General features: G+C 62.2%; 20 protein-coding genes. 3 read left to right on the top strand and 17 right to left on the bottom strand.

The features are described 5' to 3' along the window. Positions 1 to 23 precede the first annotated feature (23 nt). Positions 24 to 1547, top strand: coding sequence for an FAD-dependent oxidoreductase (locus ACOYXI_RS20345; protein ID WP_461675230.1), 1524 nt, complete (start codon positions 24 to 26; stop codon positions 1545 to 1547). Between the two features lie 103 nt (positions 1548 to 1650). Here ACOYXI_RS20345 and pgaD read toward each other — a convergent pair whose 3' ends face one another. The 13 genes from pgaD to ACOYXI_RS20280 form a co-directional block, all read right to left on the bottom strand. After that, entirely contained in the window at positions 1651 to 2184 is a 534-nt protein-coding gene (gene pgaD / locus ACOYXI_RS20340) for a poly-beta-1,6-N-acetyl-D-glucosamine biosynthesis protein PgaD (protein ID WP_098966592.1), read from the bottom strand. Continuing rightward, complete coding sequence (pgaC, locus tag ACOYXI_RS20335) at positions 2181 to 3536, bottom strand: poly-beta-1,6-N-acetyl-D-glucosamine synthase (protein ID WP_007961454.1); 1356 nt, start codon at positions 3534 to 3536, stop codon at positions 2181 to 2183. The genes pgaD and pgaC overlap by 4 nt, the downstream gene beginning before the upstream one ends. A 1-nt stretch (position 3537) precedes the next feature. Next, a complete protein-coding gene (pgaB, locus tag ACOYXI_RS20330) occupies positions 3538 to 5535 on the bottom strand; it encodes a poly-beta-1,6-N-acetyl-D-glucosamine N-deacetylase PgaB (protein WP_461675229.1) in 1998 nt (665 codons plus the stop codon). Between the two features lie 12 nt (positions 5536 to 5547). Next, positions 5548 to 8031, bottom strand: coding sequence for a poly-beta-1,6 N-acetyl-D-glucosamine export porin PgaA (gene pgaA / locus ACOYXI_RS20325; protein WP_461675228.1), 2484 nt, complete (start codon positions 8029 to 8031; stop codon positions 5548 to 5550). 247 nt (positions 8032 to 8278) lie between these two features. Next, the gene (locus tag ACOYXI_RS20320) at positions 8279 to 9784 is read right to left on the bottom strand and encodes a YdgA family protein (protein ID WP_097086798.1); all 1506 of its coding nucleotides are present in this window, start codon (positions 9782 to 9784) and stop codon (positions 8279 to 8281) included. A gap of 292 nt (positions 9785 to 10076) precedes the next feature. Further along, positions 10077 to 10712, bottom strand: a complete 636-nt coding sequence (locus ACOYXI_RS20315) for a hypothetical protein (RefSeq protein ID WP_025113416.1) — start codon at positions 10710 to 10712, stop codon at positions 10077 to 10079. Between the two features lie 93 nt (positions 10713 to 10805). Next, a complete protein-coding gene (locus tag ACOYXI_RS20310) occupies positions 10806 to 12248 on the bottom strand; it encodes an efflux transporter outer membrane subunit (RefSeq protein ID WP_134785141.1) in 1443 nt (480 codons plus the stop codon). Then, positions 12245 to 13132 carry an efflux RND transporter periplasmic adaptor subunit gene (locus ACOYXI_RS20305; protein ID WP_134785140.1) on the bottom strand — a complete coding sequence of 296 codons (888 nt, stop codon included), beginning with the start codon at positions 13130 to 13132 and terminating at the stop codon, positions 12245 to 12247. The genes ACOYXI_RS20310 and ACOYXI_RS20305 overlap by 4 nt, the downstream gene beginning before the upstream one ends. Next, entirely contained in the window at positions 13129 to 13338 is a 210-nt protein-coding gene (locus ACOYXI_RS20300; RefSeq protein WP_098966584.1) for a DUF1656 domain-containing protein, read from the bottom strand. The genes ACOYXI_RS20305 and ACOYXI_RS20300 overlap by 4 nt, the downstream gene beginning before the upstream one ends. Further along, complete coding sequence (locus ACOYXI_RS20295) at positions 13335 to 15398, bottom strand: FUSC family protein (protein WP_096796923.1); 2064 nt, start codon at positions 15396 to 15398, stop codon at positions 13335 to 13337. The genes ACOYXI_RS20300 and ACOYXI_RS20295 overlap by 4 nt, the downstream gene beginning before the upstream one ends. After that, a complete protein-coding gene (locus tag ACOYXI_RS20290; RefSeq protein WP_007961473.1) occupies positions 15395 to 15823 on the bottom strand; it encodes a MarR family winged helix-turn-helix transcriptional regulator in 429 nt (142 codons plus the stop codon). The genes ACOYXI_RS20295 and ACOYXI_RS20290 overlap by 4 nt, the downstream gene beginning before the upstream one ends. A 158-nt stretch (positions 15824 to 15981) precedes the next feature. Next, on the bottom strand, positions 15982 to 16227 hold the full coding sequence (locus ACOYXI_RS20285) for a DUF2789 domain-containing protein (protein ID WP_098966581.1): 246 nt from the start codon (positions 16225 to 16227) through the stop codon (positions 15982 to 15984). 127 nt (positions 16228 to 16354) lie between these two features. Beyond that, complete coding sequence (locus tag ACOYXI_RS20280) at positions 16355 to 16816, bottom strand: aminoacyl-tRNA deacylase (protein ID WP_134785138.1); 462 nt, start codon at positions 16814 to 16816, stop codon at positions 16355 to 16357. A gap of 154 nt (positions 16817 to 16970) precedes the next feature. Here ACOYXI_RS20280 and ACOYXI_RS20275 point away from each other — a divergent pair, with 154 nt between their 5' ends. After that, on the top strand, positions 16971 to 17522 hold the full coding sequence (locus ACOYXI_RS20275) for an NfeD family protein (protein WP_461675227.1): 552 nt from the start codon (positions 16971 to 16973) through the stop codon (positions 17520 to 17522). Between the two features lie 2 nt (positions 17523 to 17524). Next, a complete protein-coding gene (locus ACOYXI_RS20270) occupies positions 17525 to 18283 on the top strand; it encodes a slipin family protein (protein WP_041070974.1) in 759 nt (252 codons plus the stop codon). On the opposite strand, the gene ACOYXI_RS20265 is transcribed toward ACOYXI_RS20270, so the two are convergent. The 4 genes from ACOYXI_RS20265 to ACOYXI_RS20250 are packed head-to-tail and all read right to left on the bottom strand — an operon-like array spanning position 18249 to position 22105. Then, a complete protein-coding gene (locus tag ACOYXI_RS20265) occupies positions 18249 to 19229 on the bottom strand; it encodes a sulfotransferase family protein (RefSeq protein WP_134785136.1) in 981 nt (326 codons plus the stop codon). The two genes, ACOYXI_RS20270 and ACOYXI_RS20265, sit on opposite strands and share 35 nt — an antisense overlap. Beyond that, positions 19217 to 20002 carry an aspartyl/asparaginyl beta-hydroxylase domain-containing protein gene (locus ACOYXI_RS20260; protein ID WP_134785135.1) on the bottom strand — a complete coding sequence of 262 codons (786 nt, stop codon included), beginning with the start codon at positions 20000 to 20002 and terminating at the stop codon, positions 19217 to 19219. Before ACOYXI_RS20260 ends, ACOYXI_RS20265 begins: the two co-directional genes overlap by 13 nt. Continuing rightward, positions 19999 to 20604 carry an adenylyl-sulfate kinase gene (gene cysC, locus ACOYXI_RS20255; RefSeq protein WP_134785134.1) on the bottom strand — a complete coding sequence of 202 codons (606 nt, stop codon included), beginning with the start codon at positions 20602 to 20604 and terminating at the stop codon, positions 19999 to 20001. The genes ACOYXI_RS20260 and cysC overlap by 4 nt, the downstream gene beginning before the upstream one ends. Beyond that, the gene (locus tag ACOYXI_RS20250; RefSeq protein WP_134785133.1) at positions 20588 to 22105 is read right to left on the bottom strand and encodes a TolC family protein; all 1518 of its coding nucleotides are present in this window, start codon (positions 22103 to 22105) and stop codon (positions 20588 to 20590) included. Before ACOYXI_RS20250 ends, cysC begins: the two co-directional genes overlap by 17 nt. Between the last annotated feature and the right edge of the window lie 45 nt (positions 22106 to 22150).

The raw sequence follows: 22150 nt of genomic DNA, 5'->3' as shown, positions 1-22150 counted from the left end.
AAATGCCTGTCAGGAGCACGAACATGAGCCTGCACCGTGTCGCCCGTGTCGCCGATGTCCCCGAAGACCGTGGCCTGCAAGTCGAAATCGGCGAGCGCAAGATTGTCCTGCTCCACGCCAATGGCCAACTGCGCGCATTTCAGGGCGAATGCCCACATGCCGGGGCGCCACTGGCTGACGGCGCGCTGTGCAACGGACGCCTGATCTGTCCTTGGCATAAAGCCGCATTTCGCGTCGAAGACGGCGCGTTGTGCGAGCCACCGGCCCTCGACAGCCTCAAGCGTTATCCGCTGGAGTTACGCGGTGATGAGGTCTGGGTCGATGATCAACCGCTGCCGGATGCGCACACGCCTCCGGCCGATGATCCGCGCATCTTTGTGATTGTCGGCGCAGGTGCAGCGGGCACGGCATGTGCGGCGGCTCTGCGGGAGAAAGGTTTCGGTGGCCGGATCATCATGCTCGACCGCGAAGCGGAGGCCGGTTACGACCGCACGGTACTGAGCAAATTCGTCCTCGCCGGCGAGATGTCGGCGCAAGAAACTCCGCCACTGCGCGATGAAGATTTTTATCAAGAGCAGCGCATCGAACGCCAGCAAGGCGCAATCACTGCCATCGACGCCTCAGCGAAAACCCTGCATTTGCACGACGGCCAATCCCTGCGCTACGACGCCGCAGTGCTCGCCACCGGCGCCGAGCCGAATCCGCTGCAACTACCCGGCGCCGACCTGCCGCAGGTGTTCGTCCTGCGCTCGAAAGCCCAGGCCGAACAGATCATGCGCACCGCCAACCCCGAACAGCGGGCGCTGATCATCGGCGACAGCTTTATCGCCCTCGAATGCGCCTCGGCCCTGCGTCAGTTCGGCCTCGACGTCACGGTCATCGCCCGCCACGCCATTCCGTTTGCCGCGCAATTTGGCGAAGCAGTGGGCAGGGCGATCCGCGCGCTCCACGAACAACACGGGGTGAAATTCATCACCGATCACGAAGCCCGGGAAATCACCGGTGATGGCAAAGTCGAGGCGGTGCTGCTGGACAACGGTTTGCGCGTTTCGGCGAATCTGGTGCTGGCGGGGGTTGGTGTGCATCCGGCCACAGAAGCGTTCGCTTCGCTGCCAAGGGAGAAAGACCAGTCACTGCGCGTCGATGCCGGTCTGCGGGTCTGCGAAGGTCTATGGGCGATTGGCGATATCGCCACGTTCACCCTGAGCGGCCAGCCGCAACGCATTGAGCATTGGCGCCTGGCCCAGCAGCACGCACGCATCGCTGCCGCCAACATGTTGGGCGCCGATGAGCATTATCTGGATGTGCCGTTTTTCTGGACCTGGCACTTCGGCAGGAACTACGACTACCTGGGCCACGCCAGTCAGTGGGATGAAATCGAGTTCAAGGGCGAGCCCGAGCATCCGCCCTTTATTGGCCTGTTCGGCCACAACGGCGTGGTTGTTGGCGCTGTGGCATGCGAGGAAGAGCGGGCCATGGCGATGCTGGCCGAGCGGATGAAACAGCCGCTGACGATGGAAGACGCGTGGGAACTGATTCGCTGCTGAATGCTGAACAATGTAGGAGCTGCCGAAGGCTGCGATCTTTTGATCTTTAAAATCAAGATCAAAAGATCGCAGCCTTCGGCAGCTCCTACAGGGGAGTCGTTGTTCAGGTGGGGCGATTCACCGGGTCGCGATTGTCATCATCCTCGGCGTGCAGAAAGATCACCCGTGGGTGTTCCGGCGGCGCCAGTGGTGGCGGCAACTCCGCTGGCTGCAGCGGACGGAAGTTCAGCACCACATAGCTGATGTCACCCTCTTGATCGTTATGAATGGTCATCACCCCGGGCGTGCGCAGCTTCTCCAGGCGGTCATCGCACAGGCGGAAGCTCTTGCTCAGCCCTTCATCATCGACCACCGGTGCCGGCAAGCGACGCTGGGCGAAGCTTCTGCTTTTGCGCTGCTGATAACGCGCCCAACCAATCAGGATCACTGCGTTGACCAGCGCCACCCACAGGTAGATCTGCAACGTACCCAGAGCCTCGAATGCCGAATTGTCGATGCGCGGCCCACCGGCGTGGGTCTCGATCAACGGCCACAGTCCGCGAATCAGCAGAAACAGCAGGCCGACCCAGGCCAGCACGGTGAGGACCACATCGACCACCACCAGGAAGGGCCGCTGCCGGGTCCGGATGATTTTCATTTGATGACCTCCTCTTCGTCGTCGCCAACCGGCTTGATGCCGCGGTCAGGGCTGACCCAGCGTGCACGCTTCTGATGCTGACCAAACAGCACTTTGGGGAAACTGACCAAGGTGGTGAGCAGGCTGACCAGCCAGAACGCGATCGGATACCAGACCACCCAGAACATGGTTCGGCCCAGACCCGGTTCATAGCGCCGGTCGATGATGATGCTGACCGCGAATTGCACCAGGCAGACGAAGGCCAGCAACAGACCGGTGAACGCCGGGGGCATCAAGTGATGCACGGCAATCGATTCCGGCATGACCACGAACTTGCCCACGCCCCAAAAGATCACCGACAGCAGGAAGGTGAAGGCCCACCCGGTCGACAGGCAGTATTCGAACAGCAGCGGCCACAAGTAACGATGGCGGTACTGCCAGATGCCGCGAATGTTCTTGAACAGCACCTCGGCACCGCCTTGGGCCCAGCGCAGTCGCTGCTTCCACAGACCGCGCAGGGTTTCCGGCATCAGGATCCAGCACAGCGCGCGCGGCTCGTAGAAGATGCTCCAGTGATCGAGTTGCAGCTTCCAGCTGATGTCGATGTCTTCGGTGATCATGTCCGGGCTCCAGTAGCCGACCCGGTTCAACGCGGTACGACGGAACGCGACGATCACCCCGGACACGGTGAAGATCCGCCCGAACACCCGTTGCGTACGCTTGATCAGACCGATGATCGACGAGAACTCACCGACCTGCACCCGCCCGACCAGGGTCGAACGTGTGCGAATCCGTGGGTTGCCGGTCACTGCGCCAAGCCGCGCGTTGTCGAGCATCGGCGCCACCAGATAGGCCGCCGTGTTCGGCGCCAGCAGCGCGTCACCGTCGATGCACACCAGATATTCGCTGCGCGCAGCAATCGCACCCATGCGCAGGGCCACAGCCTTGCCCTGGTTTTCTGCCAGATGCAGCACGCGCAGGCGTGGGTCTTCCTGGGCGAGCCGGTCGAGCACTTCGGCGGTGTTGTCCTTGGAGCCGTCGTTGATCGCGATGACTTCGATGTTCGGGTAGTGCTGGGCCAGCGCCGCGTGAATGGTGTCGGCAGCGTTTTCGCCTTCGTTGTAGCAAGGGATCAGGATCGAGATCAGCGGCTCGCCTTCCAGTGGCGGCGGCAAAGTGTCGTCCTTCCATGGCCAGTGGCGTTCCCAGTGCAGCCAGAAATACAGGCCGCCGGCAATCCACAGCCCGGACATGAACAACGGGTAGAAGAACACGAAGTCCATCAGGAACTGCCCGGTGACCAGGAAGATCAACCCCAGCGGCACGCCGAGGACGAGCGCCAGAACAAGCAGGGCTAACAGTCTATCCAGCATGTCATGGGTTCCATTTGTTGGAGAGCGCAGGCCTTACGGTTTTCAGGTCCGGCAGGTTGTCGAGGAAGTTGTCCGGGTAGTAACCGAAACTGGTCGCACCCTGACGCTTGAGCCGGCCCATCCAGTCGGCCAGTTGGGCGCCGTCGATGTCGGCCTGATCCTTTTTCGTCCAGTCGCGGGCCTGCAGTTCGAAGACGGTGCGATCCAGTGCACCAGGGCGCTGTTTGATCTTCGCCACCAGTTCTTCAAGCCACGGGCCGGATTGCGCCTGGGTCTGTTTTTCCATCAGTGGCATGGCCATCGGCGCCGTCCAGTCGTAGGTCACGAGGAAGTCGTCGAGGTTCTGCGCAAACCAGGCTTCGCTCTCAGGATTGAGTACCGGCTCGGCGAAGATGTTGCGTGCGGTCAGCACTTGCGGGCCACGGATCGCACGCACCTTGGCGGTCAGCTCATTGGTGAAGTCGATCAGGTATTGGCTCTTGAACCGCGTCCAGCGCTGCATCGCAGCCGGATCATCGCGAAGCGCCGCAATGGACCCCGGCAAGCCATGCGCGGCATAAGCCTTCAGGGCCTCGGGGCTGGCGTCTTCGAAGTCAGAGAGCACCGCGTCGTCGTGATAAAGGATGCCGTCGACCGAGGTCAGACGCGCCACGTCTTCGTAGATTTCACCGATGATTCGCCGTACTTGCGGATCGAATGGCGACAGGCGTTGATACTGGCCCGGATCGACCGAGGTGCTGCCGGTCTTCGGATCCCAGCGCGTGACACGCGGCAGCTTCGCATCGAGGCCGAAACTCAGCACCGGCATCCACGCGAACACTTTCACGTGCGCCCGAGTCCGCAGTTGCCAGGCAACGCGATCAAAGATGTCGGCGCGCACCGGCAGGTGACGGTTGGGGAAGTACAGCGAGTGCACCAGTCCGTCGCCCTTCGGATCGGCGAAGGCCTGCAGGAACACGGTGTTAGCGCCCATGTCGGCCATGCGCTGGATCAGCTTGCCGAGGTTGATTTCCTGTTGCGCCGGATCCGGATCGTAGACGTTATCCAGATCGACATGCACCACACGCATGGTGAAATCCGACTGCGCCGCGACGATGCTGTTGGCGAAATGCTCGCCATCAGGATCGGAGGCGACCAAAAAGCGCGGGCTGCTCATCAGGTTGTCGAGGGCGTCCAGACCGTCATCCAGCGTCAGGGCCATCTCGTAGCCCTGCTCGCCGACCACGGTCAGGGATGTGCCGTCAGCCGTACCGTACGGCCAGACCCAGATGCGCGGTTTCTTGCCGGTGACCTTGCGGATCTTTTCCGAAATGGTCGCGACGTCATTGCGGATTCGGGCGCGGAAATCCTCTTCGGACTCATAGCGTTTGGTGACTGGATCGTAACGGCGGGTTGCCGCCGCCGGCTGCATGTTGCCTTGCGGGTTGGCGAGGATGCCTTTGTGGCTGGCGTCGGTGTGCGCGGCGATTTCCACCAGACCCGACTGCGAGATTTCCCGCACCTGATCCCAGGCCAGGAAGTCGGAGCGTGCGCGGGGTGCGCCGGCAAAATCCACCGGTTGATTGAGCGGCGTGTCGATCCAGGTGCCGACCGGCGCCAGCAAGGCGTGCCAGTTGTAGGCGCGCAGCACCGGTAGCACGCGGGTATAGAAGCTTGAGTAACCGTCGTCGAAGCTGAGCAGGATCGCCTTTGCCGGCAATTCCGGGCCGCCCTTGCGCGCGGCCATGATCTGATCGACGGTGACCGGCTGGTAGCCGTTCTCGCGCAGCCAGGCCAACTGTTCGATCATGCGCTCGGTGCGCACGGCCACCACGGCCTGATCGGGGTCGCGATCTTCGACGTCGTGATAGGCGATGCCCAGCACATGGTTTTTCGGCCAGGGTTTTTCACTGGCCGCCACCGGACGTTGCGACGGCGGCGCGAAGGCCGGGGCTTGCTGGGCGCAGGCGCTGATCAGCAGCACTCCCAGCAGAAGGATGAAACGCGTCATCAAAGGCATCTTCAAACTCTTCTAGAAGCGGAAAGTGAGGTCGACGAGCAGACGCAGATCGGTCTCCCGATCACCGTCGTAGGGCCGGTTGATCACACTGAACAAGCCGCCCACCTCGAACACGTCGTTCCAGGCATAACGCTGGCCGTAGCCGAGCATCGCCATGCCGCCGGTGCCGTGGTCACGCTGGCTGTAGGTACCCGCACCGGCCTGGAATTGCTGGCTCCAGGAGGTTTCGTAGCGGTGGTAAAGCACATGGTTGACGTTGACCGTCGGCATGACGCTGAAGTCCGACTTCGGGTTGAAGTACGGCACATCCTCGGAATTGGAGTTGTGGCTGGTGCCGACCTCCAGACCGGCATCGACCTGTACGTTCGGCGCGCTGTAGACGCCCTCGCGCCCGGTGAGCAAGGCCTCGACGCGGTTGTTGCCATCACTGAAGTGCGACGGGCTGACCGACAGGCGCCACTCGCGGCTCTCGTTGGCGCGCCAGCGGATGAACGCGTTGCCGCCGTTGGCCTTGATGTCGCTGTTGAGCGCACGCAACGGCGTCTCGGCCGACAGGTAGGCGAAGCTGCCGCCGTACTGCCAGTGGTCGTTGATGTCGCGGGCAATCGCGATGCGTGCGCCCTGTTTGGCGCCGTAACCGTAATCGTGATTGGAAACTTCGGCTTCCAGGCTCATGTCACGGGTGCGCCGTTCCAGGCCCACGCGCTGGAAACGGTCGGTACCGGTGCCTTCGGCGAAGTCGCCGGTGGCATACCCGGCTCCGACGAACACCCGCCAGTCTTCATCGATCGGCGGGCTGTACAGGGTGCTCTGGATGCCGAAATCGCGGCTGCCACTGACCGCGCCCGCACCACCGCTGCCGCCGCCTCCGTTGGCCTTGCCGCCGTAGGCTTCGACACGCAGTTCGGACATGTCGTGCACTTCACGCTCACGGGCCGCGCGCTGCACCTGACGGTTGTCGGGAAAACGCGCGACCACGTCATCGGTCAGCGCATCCATTTGCCGCCATTCCTGCAGGGTCATCGCGGTGCGCGCCTGAGCCAGTTCCAGGCCCATGTCGCGCGGGGCCATGCTTTCGGTTTCCTTGAGCTGGTTTTCCGCGCGGCGTGGCCATTGTCGGGCCAGATACAGATCGGCCTGGGCCAGACGCAAACCGAGGTTGCCCGGGGCCTGATCGACCAGGGTTTGCAGACGTTCCTCCCCGTGTGGCAGATCGGAACCGTAGGTACCGGCCTGCGCCGCGAGCTGCTGGGCGTCCATCCATTCGTCGTTGGGGTTGCCGATCGGCAAGCCCTTGAGTTCGACGCGCGGCTTCTGGGTCTTGGCCAGGTCCTCGGCGACTTTGCGCGCTTCATCGGCGCGGTCACTTTCCAGCAGCGAGTAGTACAACGCGGTGGTGTCTTCGAGACGATCACCGACATCGGCGTCCGGCGCCGACAGCACCTGGCGATACAGGTCAGTGGAGACTTCCGGCTGGCGCTGATCCAGATACGACGCCGCCACCCAGCGCATGGCGTAGGTCGGAATCTTCACGCCTTCGCTTTGCAGCTTCTGATATTCATTGATCACGTCGGCGGTGCGCGCCCGCGCCTTGAGTGCGCCCATGCGGTCGATGCGCCAGCGAATCACGTCATCGTGGGCGCTGGCGTCCGGGGTCCAGTTGGCGAGCAATTTGTCGTAATCGGCCAGCGCGCGGTCGGCGATCACATAGCGTTCTTTTTCGCTGCGGGTGGCGAGTTCGGCCAGACGCACGCGTTCGGCAGCCAGATCACCTTCGAGGCGACGCAGGGTGACCGGGTCGATCAGCCCCGGACGTTGATTGGCCAGACGCAGCGCCGGTTCCGGCAGCCGCGCCTTTTGCAGGGCGACCACGTATTCACGGGCGACTTCCGGCTTGGTGCCGGCACGCATGAACGCCTGATCGTATTCAAACAATGCGTCGTACTGCTTGCCGGCGCGGGTCAGGGCATAGCCCAGTGCGAGACGGCGTGAGGGATCGTCGGGTTTGGCGGCAACCAGAGCCTTGGCGCGGGTCACGGCTTCGTCGGGTTTGCCCGCGTCAGCCTGGGTCAGCGCCAGCCCCAGTTGCAGGTCAGCGTTGTCCGGCTCCAGCGCCAGGGCCTTGTTGTAGACCTGGGTCGCCTGCTCCCAACGCTTGAGGTTGCGATAGGCGCGTGCGGTGGCGGTCAGTGCCTGCACCGGCAGCACCCGGTCACGGCCCTGGGTCTCATAGACCTGCACCACCTCGGCATCGAGGCCGGCCCAACTGGCGATTTGCAGGTGATCGCTGATCTGGCCGGTGGTCGATTGCCCCGGTGGCACCTGGCGCAGCACGTTCAGCGCAGGCGTGGTCTGCCCGGCACGGGCATCACGCACCATCTGATCATAGGCCGTATCGGCAAACGCCAGTGCCGGCCAGAGCAACTGGCTGCACAGCGCAACGCGAAACAACGGGCGTAAACCACGATGTAAAACAGGAACATCTATACGCGGCATTCGTCAGCATCCTTACATGGCCAGCCGGGTCGCAATGCCCCCCTTGCCCATTCGTAACGGAGACCGAGTCAAAAGAGACCCAGCCAAGCTTAGTCAGGCAGTCTTGCATGCAAGCGTAGTCGAATATCCAGAACGCAATAATTGTTCAGAATCGCGGCGCCGGCTCAGACGAAAACCCGCACACCAGACAGCAAAACGCCCGGCGTCTGTGGATCAGAGGCCGGGCGTTGTTATTTAGAACGCAGGATTACTGCACTTGCGTGACGCCAGCGAACTTGCTCATCAGGAAGCCGACGAACTGCTCAACGGTCATCTTCTGGCCGTTGAACTCCACCTGATTGGCAGCGTAATGCAGCTTGGTCACGACATTGGTGCCATCGACGGTCGCCAACTGCGAACCGACGGCCATGCCGGAGAACATGTCGGCACCGGCGCTGGCCTGGTCGACGATGGCTTTGGCGTCAGTCTGACCGTCGAGCTGCGCTTGCACGCTGAGCAGATCGATCAGCATCGGCTTGGACACCTGAATGTTCAGGTCCAGCAGCGCGACCAACTGTTTACCCAGTTGATCCGGCGGCAGATCCATCGACTGTGGCTTGGTCAGATCAATCACCAGGCTGGCGCGGCTTTCACCGTTGGCGGTTTTCAGCGACAGGTTTTCCAGCGCGATCTGTGGACTGGCGGCCAGCAGTTTCTGCAGGTCAGCCTTGACCTGTGCCGACTCGGCTTCGGTCAGGTTCAGTTCCGGTGCCGGCAGGCCGGCTTCGGCAGCGGCCGCCGCTTCCTTCTCGTACGGCTGCAATTTGGTCTGGTAGATCTGCATCAGCGACATGGTCGACGGGATGTCGAGGTTCTTCAGGCTCATGGCCATGTTGGCCGAACCGATTTTCTTGTCGTTGAGGGTGACTTCACCCACCTTGTAATCAGCGCGGCCCGAGGCATTGCTGCCGCTCTCTTCGGTGAGGTTCTTCATTTCGAAGTTCTTCACGCCGAGTACCGACTGCTTGGGACCGAAAGTGGTTTTGCTGTTGGTCAGCTCCAGGGTGTTTTCCCCGGTGTAGTAGCCGTAGCTGCTCTTGGTAAGGTTGCTGGCCAGGGTCAGACCGTTGAGTTCGACCTGCACCGGCGCCTGATCCTGCGACACGGTGACCAGTTTCAGGTTGTCCATGTAGCCGTCAGCCTTGACCTTCTGCGCCTGGGCACTGGCGGAGATGTTCATGGTCAGGCCGGAGAATTTCAGGCTCGACTGCTCGTCCAGCGCGGTTTCCAGCGGCAGCAACTCGAGGCTGCTGGTGGTGGATTCGTCGTAGCCGATGTTGGTCACGCCCTTGAGCGGCGCGGCGCCCTTGGTGGCGGCGAACCATTTTTCGGTGGCCGGGCTCTTTTCCAGCTCGTAATTGCTGGTGGCCATGACCGGCAGCCACTTCAGCGACACCAGGCGCGAGAACGGCAGCGGGCCGTGCTCGATGTGGTCGACGAACAGCAACTCGACCGGCTGGTCGCCGAACATCTCGCCCTCGCCCTTGAGGCGGTAGTGCGCGGTGCTGGTGAAGGTGTGACGCTCCAGCGACACCAGCTCCAGCGACGCGGTGCCATTGGAGCCGGCCATCGCGGTCTGCAGCTCTTTGTTGGCGTTGCTGACGGCGTTGTTCAGTACGCCTTCAATCTTGGTCCCGGTGTACCAGGCCCCGCCGGCGCTGATCGCACCGATGGCAACAACAATCCCGAGAAGCACGCCTGCTGATTTATTCATGAATGACCTGATCAATGTCCGTGGCTGTAAGTGTCGTCGTCTTCCCTGAACCCGTGACCGGGTCGCGGCTCGACTCCGCTGAAATTAGCGGTGGAGATTAGCACTGGCAGCGCGAGGCGGCCCAATGTTTAAAGGTTAAAGAGTGTCTATGGGGAGTGTGGACAGCTGACAGGCGGGGAGAGTTGCAGTGTTTTTGAGGACGCTATCGCGAGCAGGCTCACTCCTACAATTGAAATGCGTTCCCCTGTAGGAGTGAGCCTGCTCGCGATAGGGCCACTGGATTCCCAGAAGCTCAGGAATACTGAACCTCGATCTCATCGAGTTGATGATCGAAGCTCTTCAACCGCGCCGTCCAGGTATACACCAGCACTTCAAAGTCGCGATCGATCACCGCCCCGCCCGGCCCATCCGCCCGGGGGTCACAGAAATCCAGCTGATAGCGCTCACGGGCCATGGCCGTGGCGACATCCGACAGCTCGCGGGCATTGTTGAGCCAGTGCCAGCCTTCGTCGGCAATCTGCTTGTCGAGTTCCAGGCACTGTTTTTTCAAGGCTTCGAGGCTTTTTTCCAGCGGGGTGCCGGTGAGTTCGCCCATGACTTCGGCGAAGGTGCGTCCCGGTTGCCAGTAGCTGCCCCAGAAGTAGCGGTCGAACACGGTTTCGACCCGACGCAGGGCGACTTTGGTGTCCCAGATCAGCACCAGGGTCTTGCCTTGTTCAAGTTGTCTTTTCTTGACCCGCTGCACCTGGATCGACGCCCAGGCCACCACCACGATTGCCATCACCGCGATCAACGCGGTGGCGCTGTCGAGGAAGACCATGGCCTTGTCGATCTGATGGGCCAGCATGATGCCGTAGAAATAGGTGGCCGATAGCAGCACCAGCGCTACAAGGGCGCACCAGAAGCCGAGAGCGTAAGGGTTTTTCATTATTGGTTTCCCCTAGACCAGCGCTAGCAATGTGCGCTGAAAGGGTGCGTTGCACGTGGCACCCCTTCAACACTTCAAAGCATAGCAACGGCTTCAGGGTTTGCTGGCGCTCGAGGCTTGCGTTCGTCCGCTTTCCCAACCGCCACCGAGGGCGAGGAACAAATCGATCTGGCTCATGGCGACCTGGGTGTTGGCGGCGGCCAGTTGCGCGGTGACGTCGGTGTAGGTGCGGGTCGCCTGCAGGTCGGCGAGGAACGACTCGCGCCCGGCCTGGAAGAAGCGGTGGGTCTGGTCCGCCGCCAGTTTCGCCGACTGCTCGGCATCGGCCAGGGCGTCGCGGCGTTGCAGCAGCGCGCTGTATTGGGCCAGACCGGTCTGGGTTTCGCGGATGGCGTTGAGCACCACGCCGTCGAAATGCGCCAGTGCGGCCTGGGTGTTGGCCTCGGCTTCACGGATCCGCGCACGGGCGCCGTTGGTCGGCACCTTCCAGCTCAACGACGGGCCGAAGCCCCAGCGGTTGGTCGACGGATCGCCCAAGTCGTCAATAAGACCGACGGTGCCGATGGTCGCGCCGATGCTGATGTCCGGGTACAGCTCGCCCGTAGCGACGCCGATGCCCGCTGTCGAGGCCGCCAAGCGACGTTCCGCCTGACGGATATCGGGACGACGCTTGAGCAGCGCCGCACCGTCGCCCACCGGCACCAGTTGGGCAATTTTCGGCAGTTCGGCACAAGTGGCGGTACCGGCCGGCAATTGCTCGACCGGTTTCGCCAGCAACATCGACAGGCGGAACAACCCCGCCTGACGCGCCGCTTCGTAGCGCGGCATGTCGGCGCGCAACGACTTGAATTGGGTTTGCGAACGAGTGACCTGGGTTTCATCGCCACGCCCGGCATCGCGCAGGCGCTGGATCAGGGTCGTGCCTTGCGATTGCAGGTCAAGGGAGTGCTGGGCGATTTGCCGTTCTTCGTTCGCCGCACACACCTGGGTGTAGGCGCGCACCACGTCCGCCACCAGGGTGATGCGCGCGGTGTCGGCGGCCGCTTGCGTTGCATCGGCGTTGGCTTTTGCCGCTTCGATGCCGCGTTGCAGCGTGCCCCACAGGTCGAACTGATAAGACGCACTGATGCCAATATCGCCGACGTTGTCGACCGGGACTTTTTCCGGCAGCAAAAACGCCTGCCCGGATTCCTGCAAACGCTGCGCGCCCATCTTCACGCCTGCGCTCCAGCCACCCGCCGCTTCGGCCTCATCGACTTGCGCGCGCGCCCGTTGAAGGTTCGCCGCCGCCACGCGCAAGTCGGTATTCGACGCCATGGCCTGCTGCACCAGTTGATCCAGTCGCGGATCCTTATACAGCCGCCACCAGTCCGCCGGCACCGGCGCCGACACCACTGGTTTGCCGTCCACCGCCAGCTCGCCCTGAAAATCCTTGCGCTGCACCGCCGCATCAGCGGGCAGGTGATAGTCCGGCCCGACCATCTGACAGGCCGAGAGCATCACGCCCAACCCGGCGATCATCAGGGCCTTGTTCATTGCGCGGGCTCCTGCGTTTTATCGTCGATGATCGACACGGTGGCGGTACGTCCGGCGATCATGCGGAAATCTTCCGGCACATCGTCAAAGGCGATGCGCACCGGAATCCGCTGCGCCAGGCGCACCCAGCTGAACGCCGGGTTGACGTTGGGCAGCAGGTTATTGCCGCTGGTGCGGTCGCGGTCTTCGATACCGGCGACGATGCTTTCGACATGTCCGCGCAGTTTGGCTTTATCGCCGATCACGCGGATATCCACCGACTGACCGACATGAATGCCGTCGAGTTTGGTTTCTTCGAAATAGCCGTCGATGTGGAACGAGTTGCTGTCGACCACCGACAACACCGGACGCCCGGCGGTGACGAATTCCTGCACACGCGGCGCGCGGTCGTTGACGTAGCCGTCCACCGGGCTGCGGATCACCGAACGGTCGAGGTTGAGCTGCGCGCTGTCCACCGTCACCAGCGCTTCGGCCAGCGCCGATTGCGCCCGGGCGACTTTCGACTGGCTTTCTTCCAGCTGTTCGGCCGGCACCAGATTGCCCAGGCCACGGTTACGCTTGGCTTCGCGCTGGGCTTGAGCCAGGGTTTCCTCGCGATCGGCAACCGCCGCTTTAGCCTGACGCAGGGCCAGTTTGAAGCGGTCCTGATCGATGCTGAACAGCACTTGACCGCGCTTGATCAACTGGTTGTCCTTGACCTCGACCTGCTGGATCAGCCCGGACACGTCCGGAGCGATCTGGATGATGTCGGCACGGATGTGGCCGTCACGGGTCCACGGCGCGAACATGTAATACATCACCATGCGCCAGACGAGGACAACGGCAAAAGTCACGATCAGCAGGGTCAGTACCACGCGACCGATAGTCAGAAACGGTTTTTTCATGTCATCAGGTATCGACTGAGTGAGTCCACGCCGTACAGCATCACGGCGTAGAGGGCCACGTTGAACAATGCCCGGTGCCAGACCAGACGGTAAAAGTGCAGGCGCGTGAGCACGCCATGCACCAGCAAAAACAACACATAGGTGATGCCCATCAGCACCAGCAGGGTCGGCAGGAAAATCCCGCTGATATCCAGATCACCAATCATAGGGGCGCTCCATCGGGCAGCGGTTCTTCGGCATCGCTGGTGCTGACGAATTCCACGCCGGGCAGCAGCGCCAGGCGCAAACCGCTCAAGGCATGCAACAGGTTTAGCCGGGTTTCTTCGTCGCCGTGGCCTTTGAGCGCGCGGCGCGCACGGTCCATGGTCATCAATAAGGGACTCGGCGCAGGCAAGCGTTCGCCGGCCTTCAGACACGCGCGGAAATACTCGCCGACCTCAGCCACCACTTGCTGCAGCAGGGCCTTCGGCGCGCCGCTGACACGTGGCGTGTAAGCCAGCAGATCGAGCAGGTTCAGGCCGACGCGCACTTCACGCATGGCAATCCCGGTGTCTTGGCCGGTCATGGCCAGACGCGGCAAGTGCTGCATCAGACGATCGAGCAACTGCACGCCCAGATGCCGGTGTTCGGCAAGGTTGGCCGGCTCGGTCATGCGCACGATGTCTTTCCAGCTGAAGCGGGTCAGACGTTTGGCGGCCAGCTCGACGCCGAACGGGCGGGCGATCAGGGTCCAGATGAACGCGAACAACAGGCCCAGAGGGCCGGCCAGGTTGGAGTTCACAAAGGCGAAGAAGTCCGCGTCGTAAGCGCCCTGAATGCTGATGAACGACGAGGTGTTGACCAGCGTCAGGAGCATGCCGAGGAAGAACCGTGGCTGCACCGTCAGGGTGCCGACACAGATGAACGGAACCGCAAACGCCAGTACCAGCATCGGGAAATCGTGCAGGTTCGGCAGAATCAGAAACAGGTAAAGGCTGGCGAACAGCACCGACATCCCGGTCCAGAAAAAGAACCGGTAGATCTGCGGTGCCGGGTCGTCCATCGAGGCGAAGAAACTGCACGCTACCGCCGCCAGAATCACCGCGCTGCCACCGTCCGGCCAGCCGAGCAGAATCCACAGCACCGAAGCGACGATGATCGCCAGAACGGTCGAGGCCACCGAATACAGCATCATCCCGCGGTCGAGAAATGGCGTCAGCCGCCCGAGGCGCCAGTGCCGGTACACCGCACGCCAGCTGTCCTGGCGCTCGCAGAGAATCGCGTCCTGCAAACTGCGGCAGTCCTGCCACAGATCGATGAATTCGCCGAGGCGATAAATCGCGTTGGAGAACAGCAATTGCTTGCGATCTTCCAGCGCCTCGCAGCTTGGCTGCAAGGCCTGAAGTTGATCCTTGAGCGCCTGCCACCGTTCGAGATCGGCGTCGTTATGGCCGAGCCATTGCTGGGTCGCGGTCAACAGCGGGGCAAACTTTTCCACAAGTTCCGGTGTGCGCCGTTCAAGCGCGTAGAGCGAATCTTCCAGAGCGTCGATCACCGGCAGCAGGTGGATCATCCGCCCGCGCAGTTCCTTGGTGTTGCGCACGGTTTGCGGCCGGGCGCCTTCGTGGGGCAACTGGCCGATCATCAATTCGAGGCTGTTGAAATTGGCGACCATGGCCATGCGCAGCGCGGCGATCTGTTCAGGCTGCACGTCGCGGCTGAGAAACTTCAGGCTGTAGGTGGTGGCGTCAGCGAACCACTTGCCCACCGCGTCGTTGAACACCGGCGCCAAGCGACGCGGCCAGAACATCGCGCCGACCACCGCCGCCACAGCGATGCCGAGAAAAATCTCTTCGGTGCGCGCCTCCGCCACGTCCCACACCGCCAGCGGGTTATCCACGGTCGGCAAGGCAATCAGCGGCAAGGTGTAGCCGGCCAGCATCAGTGCGTAGTTATTGGCGGTACGCAGGTGCAGCGACAGGAACAGCAAAATCCCCGTCCACAAGGCAATCACCACCACCAGCACATACGGACTCTGCACGAACATCGGCACGAACAGCACTGCCGCCGCCGCTCCGAGAAAAGTGCCGATGGCGCGGTACAGCGCCTTGGAGCTGGTCGGCCCGAGAAACGGGCTGGAGACAATGTACACCGTGGCCATCGCCCAATACGGACGCGGCATTTGCATGAGCAAGGCGATGTACAGCGCAATCATCGACGCTGCAAAGGTACGGACCCCGTAGAACCAGTCACGGGCAGGCGGGATGCCAGAGAAAAAACCGTTCAAGAATTGATCACCACAGGCGGATTGGCCGCCTCAAAAGCTCGCAGTACCCGAAGCGTAGCTTCCAGATCACTCTGGTCGATGCCTTCGAGCACTTCATGACGCAGACGCACCAGTTCGATCTCCACCGCTTGCACCAGTTCACGGCCGGTGTCGGTCAGGCTCAGGCACTTGGCCCGACGATCCTGCGCATCTTCGGTGCGGCAGACGTAGCCGGCGTGGCACAACTGATCGAGCAGGCGCACCAGCGACGGACTCTCCATCCCGGCCGCCTGCGCCACCTGCACCTGACGCACACCCTCGCCCAGCCGTCCGATCATCAACAACGGCACGGCGCAGGCTTCGGAGATTCCATAGTTGACCAGCGTGGTCTGGCAGATCTTCCGCCAATGCCTGGCGGCCACCACCATGGCACTGCTGATGTTCATCTGAAGAGCGTCGAGGGAATTCGGCACGGGAAAATGCACACTGTTAGTTTGCTAACTATCAATATCGCATTGGCGGGGAATTTCAGTCAAGTTTTGAAACAAATCTGCCCGTTGGTCGTGCGCACCGTAAACAGATGTGGCCGTTCGCAAAATAATGGTTATCCCTCCCGCCCATTGCGCAACAACACATTCAACTGATCCACCACCTCCGCCCAATCCGCATCATCAAGAATCTCGCCGCGCAAAAAATCCGCCTGGCTTTTGCTCCAGAAAAACGCGTCTGCGAGGTGCAATTCGGGTTTGAGTGGTGAATGGGTGGCGATGAATTGCTCGATGCCAGTCGGGTCGCTGTCCAGTCCCAGTTGCTTGAACAGGGATGGGAGGCTGTGGGTGGGCTGCTCCATGGAGGACTCCTTAAGGAATGCGGTGGATGGGCGATTATTCGCGAGCAAGCCCGCTCCCACAGGGGATTGCGGTCAACCTGTGGGAGCGGGCTTGCTCGCGAAGGCGTCAGTGGCCGCACCACAAAACCTAATGACTCAACTCCTGCACCTGCGCATGCGGCACCATTTTCAGAAACTCGGGCATGCTCATGTGCAGCAGGTAGTTGTGGTTGCCGGCTTCCAGGTAAATGTCTTTCTGCCGAGTCAGCAGCGGGTCGATGACCATGTCCAGGCCATAGGAATCACCCAGTGGCGGCACCGCGCCGCGTTCGCAGTCATCGAAGATATGCGCCAGATTGCTCTCGCGAGTGATCTGCCATTCACCGCTGCTGCGCACTTTGCTCAAATCCAGGTGCCGGCTGGCGGGCAGCACGGCCATCAGGTAATGCCCGTGATGGTCGTCGAGAATGACCGACTTGGCCACGCGTTCGGCGGGCACCCCGGAAACCCGTGCGGTTTCCAGACTGCTGGCCGAGTGGCGGTGGGCCACGATGTCATATTCGCAATGCGCCCGGTTCAGGCTGCTCTGCACTTTTTTTGCCATACGCATGCTGCACCTCGGTGTCCCGCTGAACGTTGTGCCTGTTCTGCTGAGTCTAGTTCGGCCAGTTGCTGATGAAGGGAAATCCGCTCATTGGACACATCCGCTTATTGATCAAAATTCATACGACGTCAGGCTCAACTAGACTTAAGGAAACACCCCCATGACTCTCCCGGAGGGTCACGTGAACAGCCGATGTTGCACGTTTTTCCTGATACTGCTGGCCAGCGGCTCGGCCCTCGCGGCTGATGTCCTGCCGACGGCGGTCAATCCGCTCGGCCTGTGGCTGATCACCCTTGGCATTGCCTTTCTGATCGCCGAAGCAGCGCTGCCCAACTACGGGGTGATCGGCCTCGGCGGGATCATCATGTTCGTCATCGGCGCGCTGATTCTGGGCAACGCCGAGTTGCCGGTGCCGATGATCATCGGCCTCGGCCTGCTCAGCGCCCTGCTGCTGATCGCATTGATCGTCCGCGCCTTGAAAACCCGCCCGCGCCACGCCGTCAGCGGCGATGCCGGGCTGGTCGGCAGCGTGACGGCGGTGACCACCGTGCAAGCGCAAAACGCCCACAACGGTTGGGTGCAATTGCAGGGTGAACACTGGCAAGTGCACAGCACGACACCGCTGCACACCGGACAATCGGTACGCGTGGTCGGGCGTAAAGGCTTACTGCTGAAAGTCGCCGCGACTGATGCGGTGCGACACGGAGAGTGATCATGGGTCTGCAAATCGGTTTCGTTGCACTGCTGCTGTTGGTGATCGCCCTCGCCGGGTCGACCTTCCGCATCCTGCGTGAGTACGAGCGCGGCGTGGTGTTCCAGCTCGGACGCTTCTGGCAGGTCAAGGGCCCGGGGCTGATCCTGCTGATTCCGGTGGTGCAGCAAATGGTCCGGGTCGACCTGCGCACCGTGGTCCTCGACGTGCCGCCACAGGATGTGATCACCCGCGACAACGTCTCGGTGAAGGTCAACGCGGTGCTGTACTTCCGCGTGCTCGATCCGCAGAAGGCGATCATTCAGGTCGAAGATTTTCTTTCGGCCACCAGCCAACTGGCGCAGACCACCCTGCGCGCAGTGCTCGGCAAACATGAGCTGGATGAACTGCTGGCCGAGCGCGAGCAGTTGAACATCGACATCCAGCAGGTGCTCGACGCCCAGACCGATGCCTGGGGCATCAAGGTCGCCAACGTCGAGATCAAGCACGTCGACCTCAACGAATCGATGGTGCGTGCGATTGCCAAACAGGCCGAAGCCGAACGCGAACGCCGGGCCAAGGTGATCCACGCCGAAGGCGAACTGCAGGCCTCGGAAAAACTCATGCAAGCCGCCGAAATGCTCGGCCGCCAGCCCGGTGCCATGCAATTGCGTTACATGCAGACGCTGAGTTCGATTGCCGGTGACAAGAGCTCGACGATTGTCTTTCCGTTGCCGATCGAGTTGCTCAAGGGGATGGCGGATCTGTCGGGAAAAACCTGACAGCAAAAGATCGCAGCAACTCAAGATTCACAAAGGCATCCTGGGCACATTGCCGAACCCGTTCGCGCAACCACGGCGAAGCCTCGCGGCGCTTGTCTTCGCCATCAGCGACAAAACGCTGGGACGGCTGCTTGGCGTGCTGCACCGTCGCCGCCAACACCTGCTGCCGCTGCTCGGCATTCAAGCGGAAAAAATTCGCCAATCGGCCGGCCATGGCCTCGGGCAATTCGCTGTAGTTCACCAGCAGTCCATCACCCTCACGGCAGTGCAGATAAGCCGACGCCAGCAAGCGACCAAGCCGTCGTGCGATGAAGTCTTCACTGCCGGTAAACGGCAAACCATCGTCGAGCACACAGTTCCCAAGCATCCCCGGCACCATGTGCATCCCCGGACGGCGCACGTGCGACACGGCGATTTCCAGCGGATCGCGGTACACGAACAACCATGGCGTATCGGGAAAGCATGCCTGCAACAGCGGCCACTCGCCGATGTTCCAGGCGTCGAGCTTGATCACCAGTCGCTGCTCGACACCGCGTCGACGTTGACCGTAGGCCGAGAGCAATCCACGGATCGCTGCACGCCGCTCGACTTCGGGCAGCTCACCTCGCAAAAGCGCATCAAGCGGCGGTGGCTCCGAGACCACAATATGGTCATCGAGCCGCGCGAGCATCTGGCTGATCAACGTCGAACCGCAACGCGAGGCGTGCAGGATAAAGGCACTCGGCGCCAACCCCGGGCTTTGCGCTTGCCACTCGGTCAGCACCGACAGCGATGTCTGCCGGCGAAAAGCCTGATTGAACGGCAACCGCAGCGCCTCTTCGACGGCGTCACGAAAAAAAGGCTGATGCAGTGGCGTTTCACCAAACCAGCACCAGTCGACTTGCCACTGCCCCGCCAGCGGCCAGATCCGGATCGGCAACCAACCGTGCAGATTCAGCCGCTCCATTGTTCGTTCCATTGCCGACGACCGCTGCGCATCGCGGCGCGCAGTTCTTCGCGGGAGAATGGCAAGCCGTGTTTGGCGGCCAGCTCCAGAGTGCGCTCGATGAACGACTCAGGCTCCGCCATGTGCTGCAGAGTCGCCGCCAACGCTGCGTCACCTGCAACCAGTCGCTGGAATTGCTGTAACGCCGAATCAGCCGGTTGCGTTGCAGGAGTGTCGCGCAAACCTTCGGCGATCTTCTGCGTGAGCCAGGCCCCGGGCCGGCAGTCGAGCACCAGATGAATCCGCGCGCAGGTATCGAAATTATCCACCCGATGCGCACGAGCAAGATCGAGAAACCAGCACTCCCCCGCCGCCATCGGCACCCGTTGACCATCGAGCCAGAAATCCACTGCAGGTGGGCTGAGCAACGGAATATGCAGGCGCAGATCGGTATCCGGCCCTTCCAGGTCGTAATCACGATGCTCGTGAATTCGCCCGCCCGGCCCCAGTCGCAACAAGCGCGCACAGACGATATCCAGCGTCAGACCGCGCAGCCCCAACCGCCAGCGTTCATCGCACAGCCAAGGCGTGCGCTGCAGCGTTTCTCCGCGCCCGGGCGATAACTCGGTCAGCGCATCGGCGGCCGAAATCAGTGCCACACCGCTCCAGTCGCCCGTGAAGTAATCCGTGTTGAAGTGGCCATGCCATGCATCTTCGGCAATCGCCTGCAGCGCCTGCAACAGCAGCGGCAAGTCCACCGCCACCGGCAGACGCGAACAGACCGGGCGGCTCATGCTTTGGGCAACACCGCGCATTCGCCAAGCCAGGTCAGCAGCCGATCCAGACAGGCCTCCACAGTCTGCACGCCGGTGTCGAGCACCAGCGAGGGCTGCGCGGGCGGCTCGTACGGTGCCGAAACCCCGGTGAAACCGGCCATTTCGCCACGCCGTGCGCGGGCGTAATGCCCCTTCGGATCACGCTGCTCGCACACCGCCAACGACGCGCTGCACCAGACCTCGCGATAGTCCGCAGCCAAACGCCGAGCGAACACTTCGCGCAGCTCCAGCAACGGCGCGATCATCGCCAGAATCACGATCTGCCCGTTCTCCACCAGCAGCGCTGCCAGCTCGCTGGCACGGCGAATGTTCTCCAGGCGATCGGCGTCGCTGAACCCCAGATCGCGGTTGAGCCCGACCCGCAAGCCGTCGCCATCGAGCACCACGCTGTGCAATCCACGGGCGAATAGCTCGGCGTGCAACGCCTGAGCCAGCGTCGATTTGCCCGCCGCCGGCAGGCCAGTCAACAAAATCGCCGCACCGCGATGGCCGTTGCGGGCTTCGCGTTGCGAGCGGCTGACGCTGGCGACAGGCGCCAGCAGATTATCGGGCAGCGGCATGCGCCACCACAGGCACCGAGATATCCCCCGACGCCCACGCGGACTCGCGGTTGGCCAACGCCGTGGCGATCGACTGCACTTCGGTGGACTGCACCTGATCCGGCAGCGGGTCGAGACCAGCGCTGGCGAAGATCTGTCCATAGGCGTTGCGCAGATCGGCATACGACAAGTCACGGCGCAGGTCGGCTTGCAGGTTGTTCAGCTCGCCCTGAATCAGTTCAAGTTCACCGATACCGGCGGCCTGATGCCGATTGCGCAATTGGCCGACGATCTGCCCGTCGATGTCCGACAGTTGCTGATTGGTCTTGAACTGCCGCAGCGCCTCCTGATAGTTGGCGTTCGCCACATACAGCTGCGCCAGCACCGCGATCGACATCGCCTGCCGCCGGGCGGCGGCGACTTCCTCACCCGCCTTGGCGACGTCGATGGCCGCCGGAGCGGAAATCACGTTGAACAGGTTCCAGGTGACTTTCACGCCGTAGTCGGCCCAACCCTGTTCGACGAGGAACGAGTTGCTGTCATAATGCCCGCCGGCGGAAAACTCCAGACCCGGCAGCAGGCGCAACATCGCCTTGCGGGTTTCGGCGGCGCTGATGCGGCTCTGATAATCCTGCTCGCGCAGTTCCGGGCGGCTGGTCAGGGCTTCCTGCTCGAGTTTGGCCATGGCGACCTTGAGTTCGGGAATCTGATAACCGTCATCGGTCGCCAGCGTCAGGTTGGTGCCCAGCGGCAGGTTGATCAGCGTTGCCAATTCGGTTTTCGCCAGCGACAGGGCGCGGCGCTGTTCTTCCAGTTGCCGCGTGGCTTCGATCAGCGAACGCTGGTAACCGAGTGCCTGCACCGGGTCGCCGATGCGCTGATCGCTCAGGCTCTGGCTGTCACGCCGGGCGGTGTCGACGCGGGCCATCAGGCTGTCGATCTGCTTGAGCAACCGTTCGGCAGCCATCGCGCGCCAATAGGCTGAGCGCACGTCCTGAACGATGGTGTTGATCACCTTGCGCCGGCGTTCCTGCACGATCAGGCGCTGGTCGCCCTGCTGCTTGGCGCTGATGTAGCTGACGCCGAAGTCGAGGACGTTCCAGACCATGGTCAGGTCGGCGACATCGCGGTCGCGGTCCTGCGAGGTCGAGGGTTCCAGAGACTGAGTGCCGGTGCGCACGCTCTGGCTGCTGGAGGCGTTGACGTTGTTGCGCCCGACGTAACCGGCGTCCAGCGCCATGCGCGGCAGCATGTCGAAACTGGCGAGGTCGAGCTGCCGCTTGGCCAACGCTTCTTCCATGATTTTCAAACGGCCTTCGAGGTTGTATTTCACCGCGCGGGCCATGGCCTGATGCAGGGTCAGCGGGCCACGCAGCGGCTCCTGATCCTTGTACATGCTCTGCAGGTCGGTTTTGGCCCGCTGCTCACTGACGCTGCGTTCGATCGGTTCACTGGTCACTGCACATCCGCTGATCGCCAGCGCCAGCAGGCTGGCGCCGAACAACTTCTGACTTTTCTTCATCCCTGGATCGCCCCTAGGTGCCGCACCGTGTTGAGTAGTTGTGTG

It is taken from the genome of Pseudomonas sp. G3-19 (assembly GCF_054855875.1).
Note: the sequence above shows the minus strand (reverse complement) of the source record. Positions and strands in the feature narration are given on the sequence as shown.